This is a genomic window from Mycolicibacterium moriokaense (genome assembly GCF_010726085.1).
GTDB classification, from domain to species: domain Bacteria; phylum Actinomycetota; class Actinomycetes; order Mycobacteriales; family Mycobacteriaceae; genus Mycobacterium; species Mycobacterium moriokaense.
Genome location: NZ_AP022560.1, coordinates 2232671 through 2258741, shown reverse-complemented (window position 1 = coordinate 2258741; position 26071 = coordinate 2232671). Strand labels below are relative to the sequence as shown.

At 64.1% G+C, this 26071-nt stretch carries 17 protein-coding genes and 3 rRNA genes; 7 read left to right on the top strand and 13 right to left on the bottom strand.

Features of this window, described 5'->3' with window-relative positions; all coding sequences use genetic code 11:
* Window positions 1-2: 2 nt before the first annotated feature.
* The 3 genes from G6N43_RS11060 to G6N43_RS11050 all read right to left on the bottom strand — a co-directional run bounded on the left by G6N43_RS11060 (window position 3) and on the right by G6N43_RS11050 (window position 4392).
* On the bottom strand, window positions 3-764 hold the full coding sequence (locus G6N43_RS11060; RefSeq protein WP_083154484.1) for an MspA family porin: 762 nt from the start codon (window positions 762-764) through the stop codon (window positions 3-5).
* Window positions 765-874: 110 nt separating this feature from the next.
* Window positions 875-1723: a virginiamycin B lyase family protein gene (locus G6N43_RS11055; RefSeq protein WP_083154482.1), complete on the bottom strand. Its 849-nt coding sequence runs from the start codon at window positions 1721-1723 to the stop codon at window positions 875-877.
* 56 nt (window positions 1724-1779) lie between these two features.
* Window positions 1780-4392, bottom strand: coding sequence for a glycosyltransferase family 1 protein (locus G6N43_RS11050; RefSeq protein WP_083154479.1), 2613 nt, complete (start codon window positions 4390-4392; stop codon window positions 1780-1782).
* 160 nt (window positions 4393-4552) lie between these two features.
* On the opposite strand from G6N43_RS11050, the gene G6N43_RS11045 reads away from it, so the two are divergent.
* Both G6N43_RS11045 and glgB read left to right on the top strand, forming a co-directional pair.
* Window positions 4553-6634 (top strand): alpha-1,4-glucan--maltose-1-phosphate maltosyltransferase, encoded by a 2082-nt coding sequence (locus G6N43_RS11045; protein ID WP_083154477.1) that lies wholly within the window; start codon window positions 4553-4555, stop codon window positions 6632-6634.
* Window positions 6635-6638: 4 nt separating this feature from the next.
* Window positions 6639-8846, top strand: a complete 2208-nt coding sequence (gene glgB, locus G6N43_RS11040) for a 1,4-alpha-glucan branching protein GlgB (RefSeq protein WP_083154474.1) — start codon at window positions 6639-6641, stop codon at window positions 8844-8846.
* Window positions 8847-8930: 84 nt separating this feature from the next.
* Here the strand turns inward: glgB and G6N43_RS11035 are convergent, their stop codons facing one another.
* The 3 genes from G6N43_RS11035 to G6N43_RS11025 are packed head-to-tail and all read right to left on the bottom strand — an operon-like array spanning window position 8931 to window position 11430.
* The gene (locus G6N43_RS11035) at window positions 8931-9818 is read right to left on the bottom strand and encodes a tetratricopeptide repeat protein (protein ID WP_179967994.1); all 888 of its coding nucleotides are present in this window, start codon (window positions 9816-9818) and stop codon (window positions 8931-8933) included.
* A 13-nt stretch (window positions 9819-9831) separates the two neighbouring features.
* Window positions 9832-10203 carry a DUF3817 domain-containing protein gene (locus G6N43_RS11030; protein WP_083154470.1) on the bottom strand — a complete coding sequence of 124 codons (372 nt, stop codon included), beginning with the start codon at window positions 10201-10203 and terminating at the stop codon, window positions 9832-9834.
* A 45-nt stretch (window positions 10204-10248) separates the two neighbouring features.
* Window positions 10249-11430, bottom strand: coding sequence for an acetyl-CoA C-acetyltransferase (locus G6N43_RS11025; protein WP_083154467.1), 1182 nt, complete (start codon window positions 11428-11430; stop codon window positions 10249-10251).
* A 79-nt stretch (window positions 11431-11509) separates the two neighbouring features.
* Between G6N43_RS11025 and mce the strand changes: the two genes are divergently transcribed.
* Window positions 11510-11980: a methylmalonyl-CoA epimerase gene (gene mce, locus G6N43_RS11020; RefSeq protein ID WP_083154465.1), complete on the top strand. Its 471-nt coding sequence runs from the start codon at window positions 11510-11512 to the stop codon at window positions 11978-11980.
* Between the two features lie 11 nt (window positions 11981-11991).
* Here the strand turns inward: mce and G6N43_RS30670 are convergent, their stop codons facing one another.
* Both G6N43_RS30670 and nucS read right to left on the bottom strand, forming a co-directional pair.
* Complete coding sequence (locus tag G6N43_RS30670) at window positions 11992-12285, bottom strand: Rv1322 family protein (protein WP_083154462.1); 294 nt, start codon at window positions 12283-12285, stop codon at window positions 11992-11994.
* Window positions 12286-12287: 2 nt separating this feature from the next.
* Window positions 12288-12959 carry an endonuclease NucS gene (gene nucS / locus G6N43_RS11010; RefSeq protein WP_083154746.1) on the bottom strand — a complete coding sequence of 224 codons (672 nt, stop codon included), beginning with the start codon at window positions 12957-12959 and terminating at the stop codon, window positions 12288-12290.
* Window positions 12960-13005: 46 nt separating this feature from the next.
* Here nucS and G6N43_RS11005 point away from each other — a divergent pair, with 46 nt between their 5' ends.
* Together G6N43_RS11005 and G6N43_RS11000 are read left to right on the top strand one after the other, a co-directional pair.
* Entirely contained in the window at window positions 13006-14610 is a 1605-nt protein-coding gene (locus G6N43_RS11005; protein ID WP_083154744.1) for an adenylate/guanylate cyclase domain-containing protein, read from the top strand.
* Between the two features lie 82 nt (window positions 14611-14692).
* Window positions 14693-16489, top strand: a complete 1797-nt coding sequence (locus G6N43_RS11000) for a fatty acyl-AMP ligase (protein WP_083154742.1) — start codon at window positions 14693-14695, stop codon at window positions 16487-16489.
* Window positions 16490-16494: 5 nt separating this feature from the next.
* Here G6N43_RS11000 and G6N43_RS10995 read toward each other — a convergent pair whose 3' ends face one another.
* A complete protein-coding gene (locus tag G6N43_RS10995) occupies window positions 16495-16998 on the bottom strand; it encodes a hypothetical protein (protein ID WP_083154740.1) in 504 nt (167 codons plus the stop codon).
* Between the two features lie 159 nt (window positions 16999-17157).
* Here G6N43_RS10995 and G6N43_RS10990 point away from each other — a divergent pair, with 159 nt between their 5' ends.
* The gene (locus tag G6N43_RS10990; RefSeq protein ID WP_083154460.1) at window positions 17158-18642 is read left to right on the top strand and encodes a DNA-3-methyladenine glycosylase 2 family protein; all 1485 of its coding nucleotides are present in this window, start codon (window positions 17158-17160) and stop codon (window positions 18640-18642) included.
* Window positions 18642-19142 (top strand): methylated-DNA--[protein]-cysteine S-methyltransferase, encoded by a 501-nt coding sequence (locus tag G6N43_RS10985; RefSeq protein ID WP_272937665.1) that lies wholly within the window; start codon window positions 18642-18644, stop codon window positions 19140-19142. The genes G6N43_RS10990 and G6N43_RS10985 overlap by 1 nt, the downstream gene beginning before the upstream one ends.
* A gap of 65 nt (window positions 19143-19207) precedes the next feature.
* Here the strand turns inward: G6N43_RS10985 and rrf are convergent.
* The 4 genes from rrf to murA form a co-directional block, all read right to left on the bottom strand.
* Window positions 19208-19321 (bottom strand): 5S ribosomal RNA (gene rrf, locus G6N43_RS10980).
* Between the two features lie 139 nt (window positions 19322-19460).
* A 23S ribosomal RNA gene (locus tag G6N43_RS10975) occupies window positions 19461-22580 on the bottom strand.
* Window positions 22581-22936: 356 nt separating this feature from the next.
* Window positions 22937-24456: ribosomal RNA gene (locus G6N43_RS10970) — 16S ribosomal RNA — on the bottom strand.
* Together the 16S, 23S and 5S rRNA genes form the textbook arrangement of a ribosomal RNA operon.
* 314 nt (window positions 24457-24770) lie before the next feature.
* Window positions 24771-26024 (bottom strand): UDP-N-acetylglucosamine 1-carboxyvinyltransferase, encoded by a 1254-nt coding sequence (murA, locus tag G6N43_RS10965; RefSeq protein ID WP_083157146.1) that lies wholly within the window; start codon window positions 26022-26024, stop codon window positions 24771-24773.
* Window positions 26025-26071: the final 47 nt, after the last annotated feature.

Below are 26071 nucleotides of genomic sequence, written 5' to 3'. Positions count from 1 at the left end.
GACTAGATCTTCTTGGTCACGCCATACCAGGCGAGCACGGCCTCGGACTGCGCAGTCGACCTCGTCAGGAATGCGTACGAGCGGATGAACGACTCGCCGACGCACCCGTCGATCTTGACGCGGAACTTGCTGACCATCACCCACGGGTCCGTGCCGGTGTACTCCTTCTTCGTCACCGGGACCACGTTGACCAGGCCGGGTTTGAGGCCGACCGTGATGCCGCCGCCAAGGTTTCCGCCGAGGGAGGGCAGGACACCGTCGATGCCCGGCGAGACGACGTCGATGCCGAGCAACCCGATGGACGGGCTGAGACCCATCGTTCCCGTCAGCGAGACACCGTTGGACGTGCTCATGTCGATGCCACAGCCGATCTCGTAGCCGACCTCGAGGGTGCCGCCCGGCTCCTCACCGTCGTCGGGTCCCCTCAGCGTGCCGCTGTAGGTTCCGCCCACGACGTACTCGCGTGACGACAGCGCCGTCGTGAGCGGCGGTATGGGCGCCTGCGTCTCATCCTTTGCCGAGAGCGTGAGCTCCCAACCGTCGGGCGTCTCTGTGACGGCGGGCGGCGTCGATTCGACACGTCCTTCATCGACCGGCGGCGGTGCCACCCCCTCGGGCCCCGGCGCGGTTGAGGCCACGGGCGCGATGGCCGGGGTGGGCTCTGGCGCCGGCTGGGCGGACGCGGCTCCGATTGATGGGCCCGCGAGCAATCCACCGACGGCAAAAACCGTGATGCCGCATCGCAGCGCATCGCCAACCGTCACGCCGAGTCCTTTCCACGAGCCGCAGTAGTAACTGACGCAACCTACCCCGACAGCGATCTGCGCCGGGCAGGTGTTGGCGAGATAGTTTGTTCGGCTTCCAAACGGCCTTTTCAGGAGGGCATGCGGAGCACGAAGCCGGCCTCCAACGCGACCCACAACGCGCCTTCGGAGTCGATCGCCAGACCGTGCGGCTCACTGCCCGGGGGAAGGTCGATGGTGACGATCTCGCCGTCGCCGCTCACGCGGGCCAACTGACTCGAACCCCACAGGCTCACCCAGACACCGTCGTCCGGATCGGCGACGACGGCGTGCGGCTTGCCGGGCAGATCCACCTCCTGGATGGCGTCATCCATGGGGATCCGGCCGAGCCGCTCGGCAAGGATCTCGGTGAACCAGATCGCGTCGTCGTGGGTGGCCGTGATGCCCACCGGACCGGCTGCGGCAGTTGGCAATTCGCGCACGGTGAGATCCCCGGACAACGACAGGCGGCCGATCGCGCTGCGTTGGTTGAGGGTGAACCACAGCGCGTTGTCGGGCCCGCTGACGATCATCGACGGCGCGCCCCCGACCGTATAGCGTTCCGTCAGCTCGCCGTCGACGGACAGTCGGCAGACCTCACCTGTCGTCATCGCCGTGAACCAGAGGGCGCCGTCCGCTCCGACGGTGATCCCGTACGGCGCGCTTTCCTCTCCCAACTCGACGTCCGTCAGCTCCCCCGCGATGGTGATCCGCCCGATGCGGTCGTCGCCGTTCCGCGTGAACCACAGGGCACCGTCTGGGCCTGCGGTGATGATCGACGGCCTGCTCTGAGCGGCGACGGGAAAGGTCTCGACGTGGCCGCCCGTCGTCACCCGCGCGATCGCACCGTGGTGCACCAACGTCACCCACAGAGCGCCGTCCGGACCGGCCGCGATCGCGTACGGTCCGCCTTCGATCGCGACTTTGAGGGCGTTAGTCATTCCCCTGCCCATCGGGTGTGGGCCCAGCGATCCTCACTCGCGCTCGTCTTCGGCCGTCACGCGAGCGTGACGAGTCCGAGTTCGTTGTCGCCGGCCAACAGCGGATGATGCGGCAGCACCCGCACCGTGTAGCCCACCGGCCCCGCGACCGGCAGCGGTGTGGTGGTCGTGAAGATCTCGTTGCCGCCGTCGGCGGTGCCGGTGTGCTCCATGGGCACCGTCACCGGATCGACCAGCGCGTCGCTGGCGTCGACGCGACCCAGCACCGCCTGGACCGACACCTCCTCGGCCGTCAGACCTGCCAGATGAACCGTCGCGGTCAGCGTCAACTCGGAGCCGAGCAGCGGGGTGTCCGGAAGGCCGTAGCTGTCGACGTCGGTGATCTGGATCTTGGGCCACGCCTCGGTAGCGCGCTCACGGTAGGCCGCCAACTCGCGGGCAGCACCGAACGGCTGCCCGTCGGCGCCGGATTCGACGGTCCTGCGTAGCGATTGCGCGGCGGGTGCGTAGTACTTCTCGGTGTAGTCGCGGACCATTCGCGACGCCAGCACCTTCGGCCCGAGCGCGATCAGCGTGTGCCGCACCATCTCCACCCACCGCACCGGAACGCCGTGCTCGTTGCGGTCGTAGAACTTCGGCGCCACCGACTGTTCCATCAGGTCGTAGAGGGCTGCAGCCTCGATGTCGTCACGCCGCCCCTCGTCCGCGAGGCCGTCGGCGGTCGGTATCTCCCAGCCGTTCTCGCCGTCGTACCACTCGTCCCACCAACCGTCGCGGATCGACAGGTTCAGCCCGCCGTTGAGCGCACTCTTCATGCCCGACGTGCCGCACGCCTCCAGCGGCCGCAGCGGGTTGTTCAACCAGACGTCGCAGCCCCAGTACAACTGGCGCGCCATCGACATGTCATAGTCGGGCAGGAACGCGATGCGGTGGCGGACCTCGGGACGGTCGGCGAACTTGACCACCTGCTGGATCAACGCCTTTCCGCCGTCGTCGGCGGGATGCGACTTGCCGGCCACGATCAGCTGGATCGGCCGCTCCGGGTCGAGCAGCAGCCTCTCCAACCGTTCCGGATCACGCAGCATCAGGGTCAGCCGCTTGTAGGTCGGGACACGTCGCGCGAAGCCGATGGTCAGCACATCGGGATCGAATGCCGTTGCGATCCAGCCTAATTCGGCCTCCGTTGCGCCACGCTCGAGCCAGGACCGCCGCAGCCGCGCCCGGACGTCAAGGACCAACTTCTCGCGTAACTGCGAGCGGATCCACCACATGTGCCCCGGATCTACCTCGTGCAGCCGCTGCCACACCTCGGGCTCGCGCAGGTCGCCGAGGTCGGCACTGCCGATCAGTTCGCGGCCCAGCTGCACCCACTCGGGGGCCGCCCACGTGGGCGCGTGTACGCCGTTGGTGATCGAGCCGATCGGCACCTCGCCCGGGTCGAAGCCCGGCCACAGCTCGTTGAACATGCCGCGGCTGACCTTGCCGTGCAGCAGCGAGACGCCGTTCGCCCGCTGGGCGAGCCGCAGGCCCATATGCGCCATGTTGAACTTCGACGGGTCGTCCTCGGCGCCGAACCAGATGATGCGGTCCAGCGGGACGCCGGGCAGCAGCCGCGAATCGGCGCCCGACGGATCACCGGGCCCGCCGCCGAAATACCGCTTGACCATGTCCACGGGAAACCGGTCGATACCAGCGGGAACAGGGGTGTGGGTGGTGAAGACCGTCGACGAACGCACGACGGTCAGCGCCGTGTCGAAGTCCAGCCCGGCGTCGATCAGCTCGCGGATGCGCTCGACACCGAGGAAGCCGGCGTGCCCCTCGTTCATGTGGAACACCTCGGGCGCCGCCAGACCGTCGATCTCGATGAACGCGCGGATCGCGCGCACACCGCCGATACCGGCGAGGATCTCCTGCTTGATCCGGTGTTCCTGATCGCCGCCGTACAGCCGGTCGGTCACGCCACGGAGGTCGTGATCGTTCTCCGGGATGTCGGAATCCAGCAGCAGCAACGGGATTCGGCCGACCTGAGCGATCCAGACCCGCGCGCGCAGCTCGTTGTCCTCGGGCATCGCGACGCTGACCAGCACCGGCTTGTCGTCGGAGTCGGTAAGCAGCCGCAGCGGCAGGCCCTGCGGATCCAGCGACGGATAGCTCTCGTGCTGCCACCCGTCGGCGGTCAGCGACTGCCGGAAGTATCCGGAGCGGTAGAGCAGGCCGACGGCGATCAGCGGCAGACCGAGATCCGAGGCGGACTTCAGATGGTCGCCGGCGAGAATGCCCAGCCCGCCGGAATAGTTCGGCAGCACCTCGGCGACGCCGAATTCCATCGAGAAGTAGGCAATGCCGTTGGGCAGCTCAGCGCCCTGTTCGAGCTGCTGCTGGTACCACAGCGGCCGGGTCAGGTAATCGTCCAGTTCGGCGGCCAGCTCGTCGAGCCGACCGAGAAAGGACTCATCTACCGCTAGTTCGTCCAGCCGCTTCGGGCTGACCAGCCCCAGCAACGCGACCGGATCGCAGCCGACCTGACTCCATAGCTCCGGGTCGATCGTCGCGAACAAGTCCTGCGTCGGCTTATCCCATGACCACCGCAGGTTTATCGACAGCCGCTCGAGCGCGACCAAACGATCGGGAAGGTGGGCGCGGACGGTGAACCTGCGAAGAGCTTTCACGCGAGCCAACCTTACTGACATTTCGTCGTGCTGCAGGCTTGGCGCCGATACCGCTTCACCTCCGCTTGATTGGGCAGCGCATTACGGTGGGTATAGGGCCGAGAGGGCGCACATTCGCAGTCAGTGACCTGAGACGACGCAGCTGAAGGAGTGGTGGGAAGTGGTCGGTCGGATCGGCATCGATGACGTCGCCCCCGTCGTGTCCGGCGGGAAATTCCCCGCCAAGGCGGTCGTGGGCGAAGTCGTGCCGGTCCGCGCGACGGTGTGGCGCGAAGGCCACGACGCCGTCGCCGCCACGCTTGTCGTCCGCTATCACGGTTCGACCTACCCACAGCTGGTCAACGGGCCGGCGGCGCCCACACCAGAGCCGGTGCCCATCGAGAAGGTCGTCACACCACCGACGCGCATGAAGCGTCAACACCTGCCGATGGCCTTGGGCACTACTCCCGACGTGTTCCACGGTCAGTTCACCCCCGATTCCGTCGGGCTCTGGACCTTCCGGGTGGACGCGTGGGGCGATCCGATCACGACGTGGCGCAACGCCGTCACCGTCAAGCTCGATGCGGGGCAGGGCGAAGTCGAACTATCCAACGATCTGCTTGTCGGAGCGCGGCTGCTCGAACGCGCCTCGACCGGAGTGCCGCGCAAGCTGCGGGCACCGATCCTCGCGGCGGCGGAGGCGCTGCGCCAACCCGGTGACCCGTTCGCCCGGGCCGGCGCGGCGCTTTCAGACGAGGTGGCGGCGTTGCTCGCCGATTATCCGCTACGCGAATTGGTCACGCGCGGAGAGCAATACGGCGTGTGGGTGGATCGCCCGCTGGCGCGGTTCGGCAGCTGGTACGAGATGTTTCCGCGGTCGACCGGCGGCTGGGACAAGAAGGGCAAGCCCGTCCACGGCACGTTCGCGACCGCCACAAAAGCGCTGCCCCGCATCGCCGCCATGGGTTTCGACGTCGTCTACCTGCCACCCATCCACCCGATCGGCAAGGTCCATCGCAAGGGCCCCAACAACTCCGTCACCGCTGCCCCCGGCGACGTGGGGTCACCGTGGGCGATCGGCAGCGACGAGGGTGGCCACGACGCGGTCCATCCGCAACTGGGCACCATCGAGGATTTCGACGACTTCGTCGCCGCCACCCGCGATCTCGGCATGGAGGTGGCACTGGACCTTGCGCTGCAGTGCGCCCCCGACCATCCGTGGGCCAAGGAGCACCCGGAATGGTTCACGGTGCTGCCCGACGGCACCATCGCCTATGCCGAGAACCCGCCGAAGAAGTACCAGGACATCTATCCGATCAACTTCGACAACGACCCGGCGGGGATATACGCCGAAGTGCTACGGGTGGTGCGGTTCTGGGTTTCGCACGGGGTCAAGGTGTTTCGGGTGGACAACCCGCACACCAAGCCGCCGAACTTCTGGGCCTGGCTGATCGGCAAGGTCAAGAACGACGATCCCGACGTCCTGTTCCTCTCGGAGGCGTTCACTCGGCCGGCGCGGCTCTACGGCCTGGCCAAACTCGGATTCACGCAGTCCTACACGTATTTCACGTGGCGAACGGCGAAGTGGGAGCTCACCGAGTTCGGTCAGGAGATCGCTGCGCACGCCGACTACGCACGTCCCAATCTGTTCGTCAACACCCCGGACATCCTGCACGAGAGCCTGCAGCACGGCGGTCCCGGCATGTTCGCGATCCGTGCGGTGCTGGCCTCGACGATGAGTTCAGCATGGGGTGTCTATTCGGGGTATGAGCTCTTCGAGCACCGCGCCGTCCGCGAGGGCAGCGAGGAGTACCTCAACTCCGAGAAGTACGAGCTGCGGCCGCGCGATTTCGAGGCGGCGCTGGCCGACGGTGAATCGCTGGAGCCGTTCCTGACCCGGCTCAACGAGATCCGTCGCGTGCACCCCGCGCTGCATCAGCTGCGCACCATCAAATTCCACCACGTCGACAACGACGGCATGTTGTCCTACAGCAAGTTCGACCCGGTGACGGGCGACCAGGTGCTGGTGGTGGTGACGCTCAACCCGTTCGGCCCCGAAGAGGCCACGCTCTGGCTCGACATGGGCGCACTGGGGATGGAACCCTACGACCGCTTCTGGGTACGCGACGAGATCACCGGCGATGAATATCAATGGGGCCAAGCCAATTACGTCCGCCTCGACCCGGCCAGGGCGGTGGCGCACGTGCTGAACATGCCCCAGGTGCCGCCCGACCAACGACTCAACCTACTGCGTAGGGAGTGACGAGATGACGCAGACCAACCAACGCACGAGCCCGCACCTACGCCCGCACACAGCCGACGTGAACCGTCTGCTTGCCGGCGAACACCACGACCCGCATTCGATCCTGGGAGCGCACGAGTACGGCGACCACACGGTCATCCGCGCGTACCGACCGCACGCGGTCGAAGTGGTGGCCCTCATTGGTGGCGAGCGTTATCCGTTCCAGCACATCGAGGGCGGGCTGTTCGCGGTGGCGCTTCCGATGACGAACCTGATGGACTACCGGCTTGAGATCGCCTATCCAAACGGCGACGGTCAGGTCACCCACACCGTCGCCGATGCATACCGATTCCTGCCCACCCTCGGCGAGATCGATCTGCACCTGTTCGCCGAGGGCCGCCACGAGCGGCTGTGGGAGATCCTGGGTGCGCATCCGCGCAGCTTCACGACACCCGACGGTGTGGTCGAGGGCGTCTCCTTCGCGGTGTGGGCGCCGAACGCCAAGGGCGTCAGCCTCATCGGCGAGTTCAACCACTGGGACGGCAACGAGGCCCAGCTGCGCGTGCTCGGCTCGACCGGCGTCTGGGAACTGTTCTGGCCCGGTTTCGAGGTCGGCGGACTCTACAAGTTCCGGGTGCACGGCGCCGACGGGTCGGTCAGCGACCGCGCCGATCCGATGGCGTTCGCCACCGAGGTGCCGCCGCAGACCGCGTCTAAGGTGACCCGCAGCGAATACACCTGGCAGGACCAGAAGTGGATGGAGCGCCGGGCCCGCCAGAATCCGGTTTTCGAACCGATGAGCACCTACGAAGTGCACCTGATGTCGTGGCAGCCGGGTCTGAGCTATCGCGAATTAGCCACCGAACTCACCGAATACGTGGTGGCCAACGGCTTCACCCACGTCGAGCTGATGCCGGTCGCCGAGCACCCGTTCGGCGGTTCGTGGGGTTATCAGGTGACGTCGTACTACGCGCCGACATCACGTCTGGGCACGCCCGACGAGTTCCGCCATGTGGTGGACACCCTGCACCAGGCCGGAATCGGCGTGATCATGGACTGGGTGCCCGCCCACTTCCCCAAGGACGCGTGGGCGCTTGGCCGCTTCGACGGCACGGCGCTGTATGAGCACTCCGACCCCCGGCGCGGTGAGCAACTCGACTGGGGCACTTACGTATTCGACTTCGGTCGGCCCGAGGTCCGCAACTTCTTGGTGGCCAACGCGCTCTACTGGCTGCAGGAGTTCCACATCGACGGGCTGCGCGTGGATGCCGTCGCCTCGATGCTCTACCTGGACTACTCGCGGCCCGAAGGTGGCTGGACGCCGAACATCTACGGCGGCCGGGAGAACCTCGAGGCCGTGCAGTTCCTCCAGGAGATGAACGCCACGGTGCACAAGATCGCACCCGGCGTCGTCACCATCGCCGAGGAGTCGACGTCATGGCCCGGAGTGACCAGGGCGACCAACCTTGGCGGCCTTGGCTTCTCGATGAAGTGGAACATGGGCTGGATGAATGACACGCTGGAGTTCATCAAGCGGGATCCCATTCACCGCAGCTACCACCATCACGAGATCACGTTCTCGATGCTGTATGCGTTCAGCGAGAACTTCGTGTTGCCCATCAGCCACGACGAGGTGGTGCACGGCAAGGGCACCCTCTGGGGACGCATGCCGGGCAACGACCACGTCAAGGCCGCCGGGCTGCGTGGCCTCCTCGCCTACCAGTGGGCCCACCCGGGTAAGCAGTTGCTGTTCATGGGTCAGGAGTTCGGTCAGCGCGCCGAGTGGTCCGAGGAACGCGGCATCGACTGGTATCAGCTCGACGAGAACAGCTTCTCCACGGGCGTGCAGCGGTTCGTCCAGGACATGAACGAGATCTACCGCACCAGGCGTGCGCTGTGGTCTCAGGACACGAAGCCGGAGGGCTATTCGTGGATCGACGCCAACGACTCGGCCAACAATGTGCTGAGCTTCCTGCGGTTCGGCGATGACGGTTCCAAGCTGGCGTGCGTGTTCAATTTCTCGGGCTCAGAGCACACGCGGTATCGCCTCGGCCTGCCGCATGCGGGCACCTGGCGGGAGGTGCTCAACTCCGACGCCGACATCTACAACGGGTCGGGCATCGGCAACTACGGCGCGGTCGAGGCGACCGACGAGCCGTGGCACGGTCGACCGGCCTCCGCGGTCATGGTGTTGCCGCCATTGGCGGCGCTGTGGTTCGAACCCACGGACTAGCTTCCTCTCGCGAGCAGACGCGTACACCCCCGTTTCAGAGCGAAATAGGGGGTGTACGCGTCTGCTCAGCGGGGTGGAGCGGGCTCAGTACAGAGCGTTGGCCAGCTTGCGCCGGCCCGCGATGACCTCGGGGTCGGCCGGATCGAAGAGATCGAACAGTTCGATCAAACGGGTGCGCACCCGCGTGCGGTCATCGTCCTTGGTGCGCTTGAACAACCCGATCAGCCGATCGAACGCAGCCGCGATGTTCTGCTGCAGGATCTCCACGTCGGCCGCGGCGAACGCCGCCTCGATGTCGTCGGGTGCGGCATCGGCCGCGGCGATCGCATCGGGACGGTGCGCCGTTGCCCGCTGCAGGAACGCGATCTGACGGACCGCACCCTTGGCCTCGGCATCGTTGGGCCTGGCATTCAGGATCGCCTGATACGCCTTCAGCGCGGCGTCGAAGTCACCGGCCTCCAGATGCGCCCGCGCCTGGGCCAGTTCGGGATCGACCTCCTGTTCGGAATCCTCGCCTGGACCGCTGAGCTTCCCCGCGGTCGCCTTTAGCAGCGAGTCGATCCAGCCGCGCAACTGCTCCGGCGGCTGCATCCCCTGGAAACTCGACAGCGGTTGGCCCGCGCCCACGGCGATGACGGTCGGGATGGCCTGCACGCCGAACATCTGCGCCACCCTCGGGGTGGTGTCGACGTTGACCGTCGCGAACGCCCACTTACCGCCGTCGGCCGCGGCGAGGCTGCCGAGCACTTCACCCAACTGAACACTGGCGTCGCTGCGCGGTGACCACAGCAGCACGACGACGGGAACCTGGGTGGAGCGGACCAGGACCTCGGCCTCCAGGTTGGCCTCGGTGACCTCGACCCCACCGGGCGGGCCCGCCGCGCCGGCGCCGCCGGCAGACGCCGGTTGTTTGAGCGCCGAGAGATCGATCGCACCAGCCATGGACGCAGCAACAGGACGTGGACGAGTCACGTCCACAAGTTTGTCACGTCGTTTCGGCGATCGGATGCCCCGGTTGAGCGACGGGCACGGCGCCGAGCTTCGCGGTCCGATCAGCCCATATGAGGAAGATCACACTGCCCAGGGGCACGATGCTCGCCAGAACCGCCAGCAACCACGTTCCCGCCGCCCATCTGAAGGCGATTCCGGCCAGCAAGCCCGCCACGACGAAGGCGACGAAGATCAGCCCGTGGGCCATCCCGAAGACCTTGACGCCGATCTCGGTCCTGGGGTTGCCGAGGTACTTGAAATACATGCCTACCAGCAATCCAACCCAGCTGACGGCCTCAAGTAGCGCGACCAGACGGAACCACCCGGCAACGGACCGCAGATCAAAGGCGCCAGTCATGGCCGCCATTGTGCCCGAAGACCGCGGGGATTACTACACAGTGTCGTAGACGCGCTAGCCCGCCCGGAGCACCAGGGCGTCGCCCTGCCCGCCGGCGCCGCACAGCGCCGCAACGGCGTAGCCGGAACCGCGTCGTGCCAGCTCAAGGGCGGCGTGCAGGGTGATCCGGGCGCCCGACATGCCGATCGGATGCCCGATCGCGATCGCACCGCCATTAACGTTGACCTTCTCCAGGTCGACGCCCAGTTCCTTCGCCGACGCCAGTGAGACCGCCGCAAACGCCTCGTTGATCTCGATCACGTCCAGCTGGTCAACCGAAATGCCTTCGCGCGCAATGGCTTTCTTGATCGCATTCGCGGGCTGCGACTGCAGCGTGGAATCCGGACCGGCCACCACGCCGTGCGCACCGATCTCGCACAGCCAGGTCAGCCCCAGGTCCTGAGCCTTTTCCTTGCGCATCACCACCACCGCGGCAGCGCCGTCGGAGATCTGTGACGACGAACCGGCCGTGATGGTGCCGTCCTTGCGGAACGCCGGCTTGAGGCCGGCCAGAGACTCCGCGGTGGTGTCGGCGCGGATGCCCTCGTCCTTTGTGAACTCGATCGGGTCGCCCTTCCGCTGCGGGATCATCACCGGCACAACTTCGTCGGCGAAGACGCCGTCTTTCCATGCCGCCGCTGCCTTTTGGTGCGAACGCGCCGCAAACTCGTCCTGTTCAGCCCGGGTGAACTGGTCAACCTCGTTGCGCACCTCGGTCAGCGCACCCATCGGCTGATCGGTGAACACGTCGTGCAGGCCGTCATACGCCAGGTGATCCAGAACAGTGACATCTCCGTAGCGATAACCGCTCCGGCTGTCCATCAGCAGGTGCGGCGCCTTGGTCATCGATTCCTGGCCACCCGCGACCACCACGTCGAACTCGCCGGCCCGGATCAGCTGATCGGCCAGTGCGATGGCATCGATACCCGACAGGCACATCTTGTTGATGGTCAGCGCCGGCACGTCCCAGCCGATGCCCCCGCCGACTGCCGCCTGCCTTGCGGGCATTTGCCCCGCTCCGGCGGTGAGGACCTGGCCCATGATGACGTACTCGACGGCCGAGGCCGGGACCTTGGCTTTTTCCAGCGCACCAGCGATCGCGATGGCCCCCAGATCGGTACCCGAGAAGTCTTTGAGCGACCCCATGAGTTTGCCGACCGGCGTGCGAGCTCCAGCAACAATTACCGACGTCGTCATTCTTTCCTCCGGGGGTCCTGCCGGCCGATGTGACCGATTACGCATATGCAACCGATCTATTAAACGTTACCGTTGGCTCATGACTGCCGAGCAGGTTGATGCCCGTCCGATCCTCGCAAGTGCGTTGGTGACCGCGCTCGACCACGTCGGCATCGCAGTCCCCGACCTCGACGTCGCCATCAAGTGGTACCACGACAACCTCGGAATGATCGTCCTGCACGAGGAGGTCAACGAGGAGCAGGGTGTCCGTGAGGCCATGCTGTCCGTGCGTGGCGCGCCCGTCGGCAGCGCCCAGATCCAGTTGATGTCCCCGCTCGACGAGACCTCGACCATCGCGAAGTTCATCGACAAGCGCGGCCCCGGGCTGCAGCAGCTCGCGTACCGGGTGAGCGACATCGAGGCCCTGTCGGAGCGTCTGCGCGCCGACGGCGTTCGCCTTCTTTACGACGCCCCGCGCCGCGGCACCTCGAACTCGCGGATCAACTTCATCCATCCCAAGGACGCCGGCGGTGTGCTGATCGAACTCGTCCAGCCCGTCGCCGATCACTGACGCTTACATCGTCAAGACCATTTCCTGGTTGGACCCCGCGTAGCCCGATGCGCCCAGCACGGCGTGTGCCAGTGTCGCCTGTCCTCTGACGCCTGCTCGCCGCGACCGGCCGGCCACACGACCAGATGCGCAGTGCCAGGCCGTATTTCGTGATCGCATCCCGGGCAGCGGTAGGTTTTGGTCGCACGCGCGGCCGCGACCGGGTGCACTTCGTAGTCGTAGCCGTCTGGGCCGAGTTCGATACGCATCGCGGCCAGTGGCCGCACGGGACGTCGCTTGCGCGGCGGTGTCCGGCGCCGAGGCATGCTCAGAAGAGCCGGAACTCGTCGTTGTCCATGCCGCGCATCTTGTCGTAATCCAAAGTCACGCAACGAATCCCACGGTCCATCGCCAAGGTGCGGGCCTGCGGCTTGATCTGCTGGGCGGCGAACACCCCGGCAACGGGCGCCAGCAGCGTGTCGCGGTTGAGCAGCTCGAGGTACCGCGTGAGTTGTTCGACGCCGTCGATCTCGCCCCGCCGCTTGATCTCGACGGCGACCGAGCGGCCCTTCTCGTCGCGGCACAGCAGATCCACCGGGCCGATCGCGGTCATGTACTCGCGCCGTACGAGTGAATAACCCTCGCCGAGCACCTCGACGTGTTCGGCCAGCAGCTCCTGCAGATGTGCCTCGACGCCGTCCTTCACCAACCCCGGATCGACGCCGAGCTCATGGCTGGAGTCGTGCTCGATCGCCTCGACGGTGATGCGCAACTGCTCCCCCGCCTTGTTCTCGACCACCCATACCGGCGCCGGTCCGTCGGACTCCTCGGTCAGCCAACAGGGCGGGGACATCCAGTTCAACGGCTTGTAGGCGCGGTCGTCGGCGTGGACGCTGACCGATCCGTCGGCCTTGATGAGCAGCAGGCGCCGGGCGGACGGCAGGTGAGCCGTCAAGCGTCCGACGTAGTCGACAGTGCACTGGGCGATCACGAGACGCACCCGAACCACCTTAGGCGGCGGCGCGGCAACTTACGCTGAGGGCACGATGACGTTCAACAAGTCGTTGCCCCAGCGGCTCGGTCGCCTACTGGAGCGGGTGACACGCCAGGGCAGCCGCGTCACCTCGACACCCGAATACGGCTCGTGGGTGCTGGGCCGGGTCTCCGAGAGTCAACGCAAGCGTCGCATACGTATCCAGATCATCCTCACCGTCTTCATCGTCACGGCCAATCTCATCGGAATCGGGGTGGCGGCGCTGGTCGTCATAGTCGCCTTCCCGACGCCCAGCGTCTTCGAGCCGCAGGTCCGCTGGATCACGTTCATCGCGGTGCCGATCTACATTGCGACCGCGCTGATCGTCGGGGTGGTCTGGGCGACCACCCGCGTGATCAACAATGTGCGGTGGGCTATCGAGGAACGACAGCCGACGCGTGAGGACGAGCGCAACACCTTCCTCGCACCCTGGCGGCTGACGCGAGTGTTGCTGTTCCTGTGGGGCGTCGGAACCATCGTGCTCACCGCGTTGTACGGGCAGGTCGATACCGACTACATCCCGAAGTGGCTCCTGGGCGTCAGCTTTCCCGGCATCGTCGTCTCGGCCAGCTGCTTCCTCTTCACCGAGTTCGCGCTGCGGCCCGTCGCAGCCCAGGCGCTCGAGGCGGGTAAGCCGCCACGTCGCCTCACCGAGGGGCTGATGGGCCGCACGATGCTGGTCTGGGCCCTCGGCTCGGGAGTACCGGTACTCGGCATCTTCCTCGCCGCGGCGATCACGCTGTTCCAGCAGAACGTGACGCCGAAGCAGTTCACCGTCGCCGTCATGATCCTCGCGCTGTTCGCCTTGGTGTTCGGTGCGATTCTGATGTGGATCCTGTCGTGGCTCACCGTCACTCCTGTCCGGGTGGTCCGCGCCGCGCTCACCCGCGTCGAGGAAGGCGATCTCCGCACCAACGTGGTGGTGTTCGACGGCACCGAACTCGGCCAGCTGCAGCGAGGCTTCAACTCGATGGTCGCGGGACTACGTGAGCGAGAGCGTCTTCGGGATCTGTTCGGCCGCCATGTCGGCCGTGAGGTGGCCGCGGCGGCCGAGCAGCAGCGCCCGAAGCTGGGCGGCGAGGAGCGCCACGTCGCGGTGATCTTCGTCGACATCATCGGGTCCACTCAGCTGGTGACCGGCCGTCCAGCGACCGAGGTGGTCGACCTGTTGAACCGGTTCTTCGCGGTGATCGTCGACGAGGTCGATCGCCACCACGGGTTCGTCAACAAATTCGAGGGGGACGCGGCACTGGCAGTGTTCGGTGCGCCCAATCATCTGGACAATCCGGAGGGCGAGGCTCTGGCCGCGGGGCGGGCGATCGCGAGGCGGATCCGCGACGAGGCCCCCGAATGCGACGCCGGCATCGGCATCGCGGCCGGCGAAGCGGTCGCAGGCAACGTGGGTGCGTACGAACGATTCGAGTACACCGTGATCGGCGAGCCCGTCAACGAGGCCGCGCGACTTTGCGAACTCGCCAAAGATGTACCAGGACACCTGCTGGCGTCGTCCGAGGCGGTCGCGAACGCGGACGAGGATGAGCGGGCGCATTGGACCCTCGGCGATTCGGTGACGCTGCGCGGATACGACGAACCCACTCGGCTCGCGCTACCGATCTGACCGTGCGCGTTCGGTCAGATCAACCGCCAGATAAGTGATACTTGCCGTTACGTTAACTAGGATTGGGTGCGTGCGCGGTTCGATGGCCGACGAGGGTCCGCTGCAGATCGAGGACTGTCTCGATGCCGACGGCGGGATCGTCCTGCCGCCCAGCGTGACGCTGATATCGCTCATCGACCGCAACGTTGCCAACGTCGGCGACGCGGTCGCCTACCGGTACCTGGATTTCGCCGTATCCGACAGCGGTGCGCCCGTCGAGTTGACCTGGAACCAGCTGGGCCGCCGGATGCGAGCCATCGGCGCTCGGGTGCAACAGGTGGCATCGCGCGGTGACCGGGTCGCCATCCTTGCGCCACAAGGCCTCGAATACGTCGCGGCGTTCTTCGCGGCCGTGAAGGCGGGCGCGATCGCGGTGCCGTTGTTCGCCCCCGAACTCCACGGGCACGCCGAGCGCCTCGAAACGGCACTGCGCGACGCCCGTCCCGCGGCGATCCTGACGACCAGCACGTCGGCCGGCACCGTGCGAGACTTCCTCGCTCACTTCGCATTCGCGCGCTCGCTGCCCGTTGTCGCGGTCGACGATGTTCCAGACGATGCCTCAGACGATTTCGTCCCCGTCGAGCTCGAGGTAGACGATGTCTCGCATCTGCAGTACACCTCGGGGTCGACGCGCCCACCGGTCGGCGTGGAGATCACCCACCGCGCCGTCGGGACCAATCTGTTGCAGATGATCCTGTCGATCGACCTGCTCGACCGAAACACCCACGGCGTCAGTTGGTTACCGCTGTACCACGACATGGGGCTGTCGATGATCGGCTTCCCCGCGGTGTACGGCGGGCACTCGACGCTGATGTCGCCGACAGCCTTCATTCGTCGGCCGTACCGTTGGATCCGCGCGCTGACCGACGGGTCACGGGAGGGACGGGTGGTTACGGCGGCGCCGAACTTCGCCTACGAGTACACCGCCCAGCGCGGATTGCCAGGGCCCGGCGAGGATCTCGACCTCGGCAATGTCGTGATGATTATCGGGTCCGAACCCGTCAGCATCGAGGCGATCACTGCGTTCAGTGACGCCTTCGCGCCGTACGGCTTGCCGCCCACCGCGATCAAGCCGTCGTACGGGATCGCCGAGGCGACGCTGTTCGTATCGACCATCGCTCCATCCGCTCGGCCCACGGTCGCGTATCTCGATCGACGCCGGCTGTCTGAAGGACAAGCGGTGCGTGTCGCCGCTGACGCGGACACCGCAGTCGCACACGTGTCGTGCGGCCAGGTCGCGCGCAGCCAGTGGGCGGCGATCGTGGATTCCGACGCGCACGCCGAACTTCCCGATGGGAGGGTTGGCGAGATCTGGCTGCATGGCGACAACACCGCGCGGCGGTACTGGGGGCGGCCCGAGGAGTCACGACAGACGTTCGATGCCAGGCTGCGTTCGCCGTTGGAGTCGGGAAGTCATACCGGAGGCGTTCCGATGGATGAAACATGGCTGCGCACTGGCGATCTCGGGGTGTACCTCGATGGCGAGTTGTACGTCACTGGCCGGCGCGCGGACGTGATTCTGGTCGACGGCCTTCAGCACTACCCGCACGACATTGAGTGCACCGCCGAATCCGCCTCGCCGATGGTACGGCGGGGCTACGTCGCGGCGTTCGCCACCGACGACGGCGTCGTCATCGTCGCTGAGCGCGCGTCAGGCACCCGTCGAGCCGATCCGGATGCTGCCGCGGCGGCGATCCGTGCGGCCGTCGCCGAGATCCACGGACTCACTGCCGCTGACGTCCGGTTCGTTCCGGCGGGCGCGATCCCGCGCACCACGAGCGGCAAGCTCGCCCGCCCAGCCTGTCGTGAGGAATACCTCCGTGGAGAGCTAAGCGGCTAGTCAGATCAGCTGGCTTCGCCGCCCACTTCTGCGGGGAGCGGTGGTGGCAATGGCGTTGTCGGCGTTGATGTCTGGGCTTCCGGCGGTGATGCACCGACCTCGGTCATCTGCGCGGTGTGGAAGTCAATCATCTTTTCGTCACGGATCACCCGCGAGCCTGCACTGATGACCAGCGAGTCCTCGGTGACGGTATACGTGATGCCGTTGTTCTCGGCGGTGTATCCGCCGCCCCTCTTCGTTGCGGGGATGATCAGCTTGGCGCCGTCGCGCAGTCGGACGCCGCGGTAGACGTACTCTCCGTCGACCTCACATATCGCCACCCGCGATGATTCGGTGCTGCCGAAGACGACCATCTCGCTCGGTGAAGCGCATCGCGCGGTGGAATTGACGTAACCCTGATCGTCGGCGGTGGGGGCCGCATTGGCCGCACCCCATTCGACACTGGCCAGCGATGCCAAGGCGGCCGCGGCGGCGGCCAGACGAAGAACGGACAGCAAACGAGTGGACATCGCCATACACCAGAACACAGCGGTGTCCTTCTGCGCGAGCGACGATGCCGAGAATTGACGGGATCGTTAGGGCCTTGAGATCGGTCCAGTTTTTCGGGCCGAACGACCATGTCGGTTTTCCGCCAGTCTTGTCGGTGGGCGCGTGTAATTGTGAGAGACATGCACGAGGATTTCGACCGCTGTTACCGGGCCGTCCAGTCGAAGGACGCACGGTTCGACGGTTGGTTTGTCACCGCGGTGCTGACCACGAAGATCTACTGCAGGCCCAGCTGCCCGGTCCGTCCGCCCTATGCCCGCAACATGCGGTTTTACCCGACCGCGGCCGCCGCCCAGAAGGCCGGTTTCCGCGCCTGCAAGCGGTGCCGGCCGGACGCCTCACCGGGTTCACCAGAGTGGAATATGCGCGGCGACGTGGTCGCCAGGGCGATGCGCCTCATCGCCGATGGCACGGTCGACCGTGAAGGTGTCACCGGCCTCGCCGATCGCGTCGGATACACCACACGCCAACTCGAGCGGTTGCTGCAGGCCGAGGTCGGGGCGAATCCCCTCGCACTGGCGCGTGCCCAGCGCACACAGACCGCCCGCGTGCTGATCGAAACCACCGAATTGCCGTTCAGCGATGTCGCATTCGCCGCCGGCTTCTCCAGCATCCGGCAGTTCAATGACACGGTTCGCGCGGTGTGCGATCTGCCCCCGACCGCGTTGCGGCAGCGTGCACGCTCGAGATTTGGGCGTCGAGAAAGTGCGCCCGGGTCACTGTCTCTCCGGCTGCCGGTGCGCACGCCGTTCGCCTACGAGGGCTTGTTCGGCCATCTGGCGGCCAGCGCGGTGCTGGGGGTGGAAGAGGTACGCGACGGCAGTTACCGACGGACTTTGCGGCTGGCCAATGGCAGCGGAATCGTCAGTCTCACACCACAACCCGATCACGTGCGATGCGAGATCGTACTGGACGACTTCCGCGATCTCGCCGCCGCGATCGCCCGCTGCCGACGCCTGCTCGACCTCGACGCCGACCCGGAGGCGGTCGTCGACGCGCTCGGCGCCGACTCCGACCTCAGTGTGCTCGTCGCCAAGGCACCCGGGCAGCGGATACCGCGGACGGTCGACGAACAGGAACTGGCCCTGCGGGTTGTGCTAGGTCAGCAGGTGTCGATGAAGGCCGCACGTACCCACACACACCGCATCGTCGCCACCTACGGTCAGCCGGTCACCGATATCGATGGCGGTCTCACGCACGTCTTCCCAGCTGTCGAGGACCTCGCCGATATCGACCCGGTGCATCTTGCCTTTCCGAAGTCTCGCCAGCGGTCACTGATCGCCTTGATCAGGGCGCTGGCCAACGGTGATGTGGTGCTGGACGCCGGCTGCGACTGGGACCGAGCCCGTGCACAGCTGATGGAACTGCCGGGGATCGGACCGTGGTCGGCCGAGGTAATCGCGATGCGCGGACTCGGTGATCCAGATGCGTTCCCCGCCAACGATCTTGGAGTGCGTGTGGCGGCGCAGCAGCTTGGCTTGCCAGCCGAACCGCGGCCACTCACCGAGCACAGCATGCGGTGGCGGCCATGGCGCTCATATGCCACACAACACCTATGGACAGCTTTGGATCATGCGGTCAACGAGTGGCCGCCGAAGGAGAAATGATGGAGATTCTGCAATTTCGCGCCATCGACAGCCCGGTGGGTCTGCTCACCTTGGCCGGCAAGAATGGGCGGTTGCGACACTTGCGGATGGTCGACCAGACCTACGAGCCGAGCCGTGACGGTTGGGAAGTCGATGACGTCGCGTTCCCCGACGCCGTCGAACAGCTCGGGGCGTATTTCGCTGGGGAGCGAACCGATTTCGACCTCGCTCTCGATCTGGTCGGCACCGAGTTTCAGCGACGGGTGTGGGCCGCCCTGCTGACGATCCCCTACGGTGAGACACGTTCGTACGGCGAGATCGCCAGACAGATCGGTTCACCCGGCGCGTTTCGCGCGGTCGGACTGGCCAACGGCCACAACCCGATTGGCATCATCGTGCCGTGCCATCGGGTGATCGGATCAAACGGCAGTCTCACCGGGTATGGCGGCGGACTCGATCGAAAGCGAGCGCTGCTCGACATGGAGAAAAAGCGTGTCGGCGCCGCGCCGACGTTGTTCTAGAACGGAATAACTCCACGAATGCCTGTGCCCCCCAATAGAATTGGGGGGCACAGGGCTTAATTTGTGTTCGGCGGTGTCCTACTTTTCCACCCGGGTGGGTAGTATCATCGGCGCTGGCAGGCTTAGCTTCCGGGTTCGGGATGGGTCCGGGCGTTTCCCTGCCGCTATGTACCGCCGTAACGTTATTCACTTGTCAAAGTGACCCACATGGTGTGGGAATTCTTTGAGCACTGCCCCCACTGTTTTCACCGTGTTGGTGGTGTTTTTGGTGGTGGGGTGTGGCTGGTGTTTGTGGATTGTGTGGTTGCGAGGTTGGTTGTGTGTAAGTTTTCGGCCGGTTAGTGCCAGTTCCCTGAACACATTGCTGTGCGTGTAGGTCTGGTCTATCGATCCCGTGGTCTGCGGGGGGCCTTATCCCACTGAAATGGGTGAGAAGCCTGGTCTTGGAGGGGGTTTCCCGCTTAGATGCTTTCAGCGGTTATCCTGTCCGAACGTGGCTATCCAGCGGTGCCCCCTGGTGGGACAACTGGTGGACCAGAGGTTCGTCCGTCCCGGTCCTCTCGTACTAGGGACAGGTTTCCTCAAGCTTCTGACGCGCGCGGCGGATAGAGACCGAACTGTCTCACGACGTTCTAAACCCAGCTCGCGTGCCGCTTTAATGGGCGAACAGCCCAACCCTTGGGACCTGCTCCAGCCCCAGGATGCGACGAGCCGACATCGAGGTGCCAAACCATCCCGTCGATATGGACTCTTGGGGAAGATCAGCCTGTTATCCCCGGGGTACCTTTTATCCGTTGAGCGACACCCTTCCACTCGGGGGTGCCGGATCACTAGTCCCGACTTTCGTCCCTGCTTGACATGTCCGTCTCGCAGTCAAGCTCCCTTGTGCACTTACACTCAACACCTGATTGCCGTCCAGGTTGAGGGAACCTTTGGGCGCCTCCGTTACTTTTTAGGAGGCAACCGCCCCAGTTAAACTACCCGCCAGGCACTGTCCCTGAACCGGATAAACGGTTCGAGGTTAGAGGCCCAATACGATCAGAGTGGTATTTCAACAACGACTCCACTCAAACTGGCGTCTGAGTTTCACAGTCTCCCACCTATCCTACACAAACCGTATCGAGCACCAATACCAAGTTGTAGTGAAGGTCCCGGGGTCTTTTCGTCCTGCCGCGCGTAACGAGCATCTTTACTCGTAATGCAATTTCGCCGAGTCTATGGTTGAGACAGCTGAGAAGTCGTTACGCCATTCGTGCAGGTCGGAACTTACCCGACAAGGAATTTCGCTACCTTAGGATGGTTATAGTTACCACCGCCGTTTACTGGGGCTTAAATTCTCCGCTTCACCCCCGAAAGGGTTAACGGGTCCTCTTAACCTTCCAGCACCGGGCAGGCGTCAGTCCGTATACATCGTCTTGCGACTTCGCACGGACCTGTGTTTTAGTAAACAGTCGCTTCTCACTGGTTTGTGCCACCCACCCCCGCTGCCCACCGCAAAAGGTGTTGACGGTACGTGGGTCCCCCTTCTCCCGAAGTTACGGGGGCATTTTGCCGAGTTCCTTAACCATAGTTCACTCGTACGCCTCGGTATTCTCTACCTGACCACCTGTGTTGGTTTGGGGTACGGGCCGTGTACCGACTCGCTAGAGGCTTTTCTCGACAGCATAGGATCACCGAATTCGCCTCACTCGGCTATGCATCACCTCTCAGGATATGTGCTGGGCGGATTTACCTACCCAACTCCCTACAGGCTTGCCCCAGTATTACCACTGACTGGTACGGCTACCTTCCTGCGTCACCCCATCGCTTGACTACTACCCAACCGGGTCCCACGCAGCGGGCGACCCCGCCTCCTAAAGGAGTTGGTAGGCCACCGTTTGGGTGGTTAGCAGATTGGATTCATCAGGGACGCTGATACACGGGTACGGGAATATCAACCCGTTGTCCATCGACTACGCCTGTCGGCCTCGCCTTAGGTCCCGACTCACCCTGGGCGGACTGGCCTGGCCCAGGAACCCTTGGTCTTCCGGCGGGCAAGGTTCTCACTTGCCTTATCGCTACTCATGCCTGCATTCTCACTCCCACACCCTCCACCACTAGATCACTCTGTGGCTTCACCGGATGCAGGACGCTCCCCTACCCAGCCAAATTGGCTGCCGCGGCTTCGGCGGTGTGCTTGAGCCCCGCTACATTATCGGCGCACAATCACTTGACCAGTGAGCTATTACGCACTCTTTCAAGGGTGGCTGCTTCTAAGCCAACCTCCTGGTTGTCTTCGCGACTGCACATCCTTTTCCACTTAGCACACGCTTAGGGGCCTTAGCCGGCGATCTGGGCTGTTTCCCTCTCGACGCACGGAGCTTATCCCCCGCCGTCTCACTGCCGCACTGTCTGTCTTGTCGGCATTCGGAGTTTGGCTGACGTCAGTAACCTAGTAGGGCCCATCGGCCATCCAGTAGCTCTACCTCCAACAAGAAAAATGCGACGCTGCACCTAAATGCATTTCGGGGAGAACCAGCTATCACGGAGTTTGATTGGCCTTTCACCCCTACCCACAACTCATCCCCTCAGTCTTCAACCTAAGTGGGTTCGGGCCTCCACGCGGTCTTACCCGCGCTTCACCCTGGCCATGGGTAGATCACTCCGCTTCGGGTCCAGAACACACCACTACACCACACACTGTTGTGTGGATACGCCCTATTCAGACTCGCTTTCGCTGCGGCTACCCCACCCGGGTTAACCTCGCGACATGTCCCTGACTCGCAGGCTCATTCTTCAAAAGGCACGCCATCACCCCACAACAAAGTCGAGGGCTTTGACGGATTGTAGGCACACGGTTTCAGGTACTCTTTCACTCCCTTCCCGGGGTACTTTTCACCATTCCCTCACGGTACTAATCCGCTATCGGTCACTGGGAAGTATTCAGGCTTACCGGGTGGTCCCGGCAGATTCACAGCAGATTCCACGGGCCCGCTGCTACTCGGGGACAGTTCCACGAAAGCCATGATGTTTTCAGTTACGGGGCTCTCACCCACTACGGCAGGCCATCCCAGACCACTTCACCTAACACCACGGTTTATCACTTTCGCCCTCCTCGGCGGAGAAGGGAAGAAACGCCCCACAACACCGCACACACAACCCCGCCGGGTATCACATGCACGCGGTTTAGCCATCCTCCGCTTTCGCTCGCCACTACTCACGGAATCACACTTGTTTTCTCTTCCTACGGGTACTGAGATGTTTCACTTCCCCGCGTTCCCCCCCACTACCTATACATTCAGTAGTGGGTGACACGACATCACTCGTGCCGGGTTTCCCCATTCGGACATCCTCGGATCCACGCTCGGTTGACAGCTCCCGAGGCATAACGCAGCCTCCCACGTCCTTCATCGGCTCCCAGTGCCAAGGCATCCACCATGCGCCCTAAAACACTTACAACACAAAACAGTTAAAAATTCTCGGAAGAATCAAAAATTGCATTATCAAACCCAACAGCCAAAGCTGCCGGATCGATGCTCGCAACCACTATCCACAAATCAAACACCACACCCCACCACCAAAGACGGGGCAACAACACGCCTCCCACCACACACAGTGGCCAGGGAACAACGGGCCTGTTGTCTCAAAGCCCAATAGTGTGTCTGGCAATTCCATCACCGCAATCCACCCCAAAAGAGTGAACCCCGTTGCGGCTCAACGTTTGTCGTGCACCAAACCCCCACCCACTACAGGCAAAGGGTTCCTCACGGCTGACACCCTCCCCACTGGAGAGTGTTTTTCGTGGTGCTCCTTAGAAAGGAGGTGATCCAGCCGCACCTTCCGGTACGGCTACCTTGTTACGACTTCGTCCCAATCGCCGATCCCACCTTCGACGGCTCCCTCCCACAAGGGGTTAGGCCACCGGCTTCGGGTGTTACCGACTTTCATGACGTGACGGGCGGTGTGTACAAGGCCCGGGAACGTATTCACCGCAGCGTTGCTGATCTGCGATTACTAGCGACTCCGACTTCACGGGGTCGAGTTGCAGACCCCGATCCGAACTGAGACCGGCTTTGAAAGGATTCGCTCCACCTCACGGCATCGCAGCCCTTTGTACCGGCCATTGTAGCATGTGTGAAGCCCTGGACATAAGGGGCATGATGACTTGACGTCATCCCCACCTTCCTCCGAGTTGACCCCGGCAGTCTCTCACGAGTCCCCGGCATTACCCGCTGGCAACATGAGACAAGGGTTGCGCTCGTTGCGGGACTTAACCCAACATCTCACGACACGAGCTGACGACAGCCATGCACCACCTGCACACAGGCCACAAGGGAACCGACATCTCTGCCGGCGTCCTGTGCATGTCAAACCCAGGTAAGGTTCTTCGCGTTGCATCGAATTAATCCACATGCTCCGCCGCTTGTGCCCCCGTCAATTCCTTTGAGTTTTAGCCTTGCGGCCGTACTCCCCAGGCGGGGTACTTAATGCGTTAGCTACGGCACGGATCCCAAGGAAGGAAACCCACACCTAGTACCCACCGTTTACGGCGTGGACTACCAGGGTATCTAATCCTGTTCGCTCCCCACGCTTTCGCTCCTCAGCGTCAGTTACTGCCCAGAGACCCGCCTTCGCCACCGGTGTTCCTCCTGATATCTGCGCATTCCACCGCTACACCAGGAATTCCAGTCTCCCCTGCAGTACTCCAGTCTGCCCGTATCGCCCGCACGCCCACAGTTAAGCTGTGAGTTTTCACGAACAACGCGACAAACCACCTACGAGCTCTTTACGCCCAGTAATTCCGGACAACGCTCGCACCCTACGTATTACCGCGGCTGCTGGCACGTAGTTGGCCGGTGCTTCTTCTGTACCTACCGTCACTTGCGCTTCGTCGGTACTGAAAGAGGTTTACAACCCGAAGGCCGTCATCCCTCACGCGGCGTCGCTGCATCAGGCTTGCGCCCATTGTGCAATATTCCCCACTGCTGCCTCCCGTAGGAGTCTGGGCCGTATCTCAGTCCCAGTGTGGCCGGACACCCTCTCAGGCCGGCTACCCGTCGTCGCCTTGGTAGGCCATCACCCCACCAACAAGCTGATAGGCCGCGGGCCCATCCCACACCGCAAAAGCTTTCCCCCACCAGGCCATGCGACCAGCAGGGTGTATTCGGTATTAGACCCAGTTTCCCAGGCTTATCCCAAAGTGCAGGGCAGATCACCCACGTGTTACTCACCCGTTCGCCACTCGAGTACCCCCGAAAGGGCCTTTCCGTTCGACTTGCATGTGTTAAGCACGCCGCCAGCGTTCGTCCTGAGCCAGGATCAAACTCTCCAAACAAAAACAACCCAACCAAACAGTCAGGTGAAATCAATCAGAGACAATCTGACCAAGCAAGACACCAAAAACTGGCATCACAAAAAATCCACCCCTAAACGGGAAAAAGAGGCGGACAAAAAACAACAAACAAAAACCACCAAACACACTATTGAGTTCTCAAACAACACACCCGGTTTTCAGGCAACCCTGCCACTGTACTCCACTGAGGCAGAGAGGTCAAACCCGGTCCGCCAATCCATTTGGACTGGGGCCCTTGGCTTCTGGGCTAAAGACTACGCCTCCGACGGCCCAGTCCCAAATGAGATCCGCCCGGTCTAGGCGATCCGCTCGATCTCCGCGCCGAGGCTGACCAAATTCTCCACAAACAGCGGGTAACCACGGTCAATGTGGAAGACGTCGTGCACCTCTGTATCGCCGTCGGCGACCAACCCGGCCAGGACCAATCCGGCGCCTGCCCGGATGTCCGACGACCACACCGGCGCGCTGGACAGCTGAGGAATCCCCCGCACCACCGCGTGGTGGCCGTCCGTACGGGCGTCGGCGCCCAGCCGGATCATCTCCTCGACGAAGCGGAACCGCGCCTCGAACACGTTCTCGGTAATCATCGATGTGCCGTCGGCGATGGAGGCCAGGCCGATGGCCATCGGTTGCAGATCCGTCGGGAAGCCCGGGAACGGCAGGGTCGCCACGTTGACCGCCTTCGGCCGCTCGTACTGGACGACCCGGAAACCATTGTCGTGCTGCGTGACGGTCGCGCCGGCGTCGTGGAGCTTGTGCAGCACTAACTGCAGGTGTTGGGGGTCAACGCCGGTGACCGATATATCGCCGCGGGTCATCGCCGCCGCAATGCCCCATGTCGCCGCGACGATGCGGTCGCCGATCACCCGGTGCTCAGTTGGATAGAGCCGGTCGACGCCGGTGATCGTCATCGTCGACGTCCCGGCGCCTGAGATCTGGGCACCCATCTGGTTGAGCATCGTGCACAGATCGACGACGTCGGGCTCGCGTGCCGCATTGTGAATGGTCGTCACGCCCTCGGCGACGACCGCGGCCATCAGGATGTTCTCGGTCGCACCGACGGACGGGAATTCCAGCTGAATCTCCGCGCCCCGCAGATGATCCGCTTCGGCGACGACGCACCCGTGCTCGATGTTGCACCGCGCGCCAAGCTGGCGCAGACCGGCCTGATGCATGTCGAGGGGTCGGGACCCGATGGCATCGCCGCCGGGCAGGGCCACCTTGGCCCGCTTGCACCGACCGACCAGCGGACCCAGGACGCAGACCGACGCCCGGAACTGCCGAACCGCGGCGAAGTCGGCGTCGTATTTGGGCTCATCCGGCGAGGTGATCCGGACGACGTCGCCCTCGAGTTCGACGGTCGCCCCCAGCCCCCGGAGGACCTCCGCCATCAGCGGCACGTCCAGAATGTCGGGGCAGTTGGTGATCGTGCTTGTGCCCTCAGCCAGCAGCGATGCCGCCATCAGCTTCAGGACACTGTTCTTCGCCCCCCCGACGGCAACTTCGCCCGATAACCGATTTCCACCGGTTACCACGAATCGCTCGCTCACGCGGGTCAGTGTAAACAGCGCCGTCAGCCATGTCAGTTTCCTTGGCC

Coding starts and splice junctions, on each gene's coding strand:
- G6N43_RS11055 (WP_083154482.1), bottom strand. CDS start 1,723: ATGACTAACGCCCTCAAAGTCGCGATCGAAGGCGGACCGTACGCGATC.
- glgB (WP_083154474.1), top strand. CDS start 6,639: ATGACGCAGACCAACCAACGCACGAGCCCGCACCTACGCCCGCACACA.
- G6N43_RS11030 (WP_083154470.1), bottom strand. CDS start 10,203: ATGGCGGCCATGACTGGCGCCTTTGATCTGCGGTCCGTTGCCGGGTGG.
- G6N43_RS11025 (WP_083154467.1), bottom strand. CDS start 11,430: ATGACGACGTCGGTAATTGTTGCTGGAGCTCGCACGCCGGTCGGCAAA.
- mce (WP_083154465.1), top strand. CDS start 11,510: ATGACTGCCGAGCAGGTTGATGCCCGTCCGATCCTCGCAAGTGCGTTG.
- G6N43_RS30670 (WP_083154462.1), bottom strand. CDS start 12,285: ATGCCTCGGCGCCGGACACCGCCGCGCAAGCGACGTCCCGTGCGGCCA.
- G6N43_RS11005 (WP_083154744.1), top strand. CDS start 13,006: ATGACGTTCAACAAGTCGTTGCCCCAGCGGCTCGGTCGCCTACTGGAG.
- G6N43_RS11000 (WP_083154742.1), top strand. CDS start 14,693: ATGGCCGACGAGGGTCCGCTGCAGATCGAGGACTGTCTCGATGCCGAC.
- G6N43_RS10995 (WP_083154740.1), bottom strand. CDS start 16,998: ATGTCCACTCGTTTGCTGTCCGTTCTTCGTCTGGCCGCCGCCGCGGCC.
- G6N43_RS10990 (WP_083154460.1), top strand. CDS start 17,158: ATGCACGAGGATTTCGACCGCTGTTACCGGGCCGTCCAGTCGAAGGAC.
- G6N43_RS10985 (WP_272937665.1), top strand. CDS start 18,642: ATGGAGATTCTGCAATTTCGCGCCATCGACAGCCCGGTGGGTCTGCTC.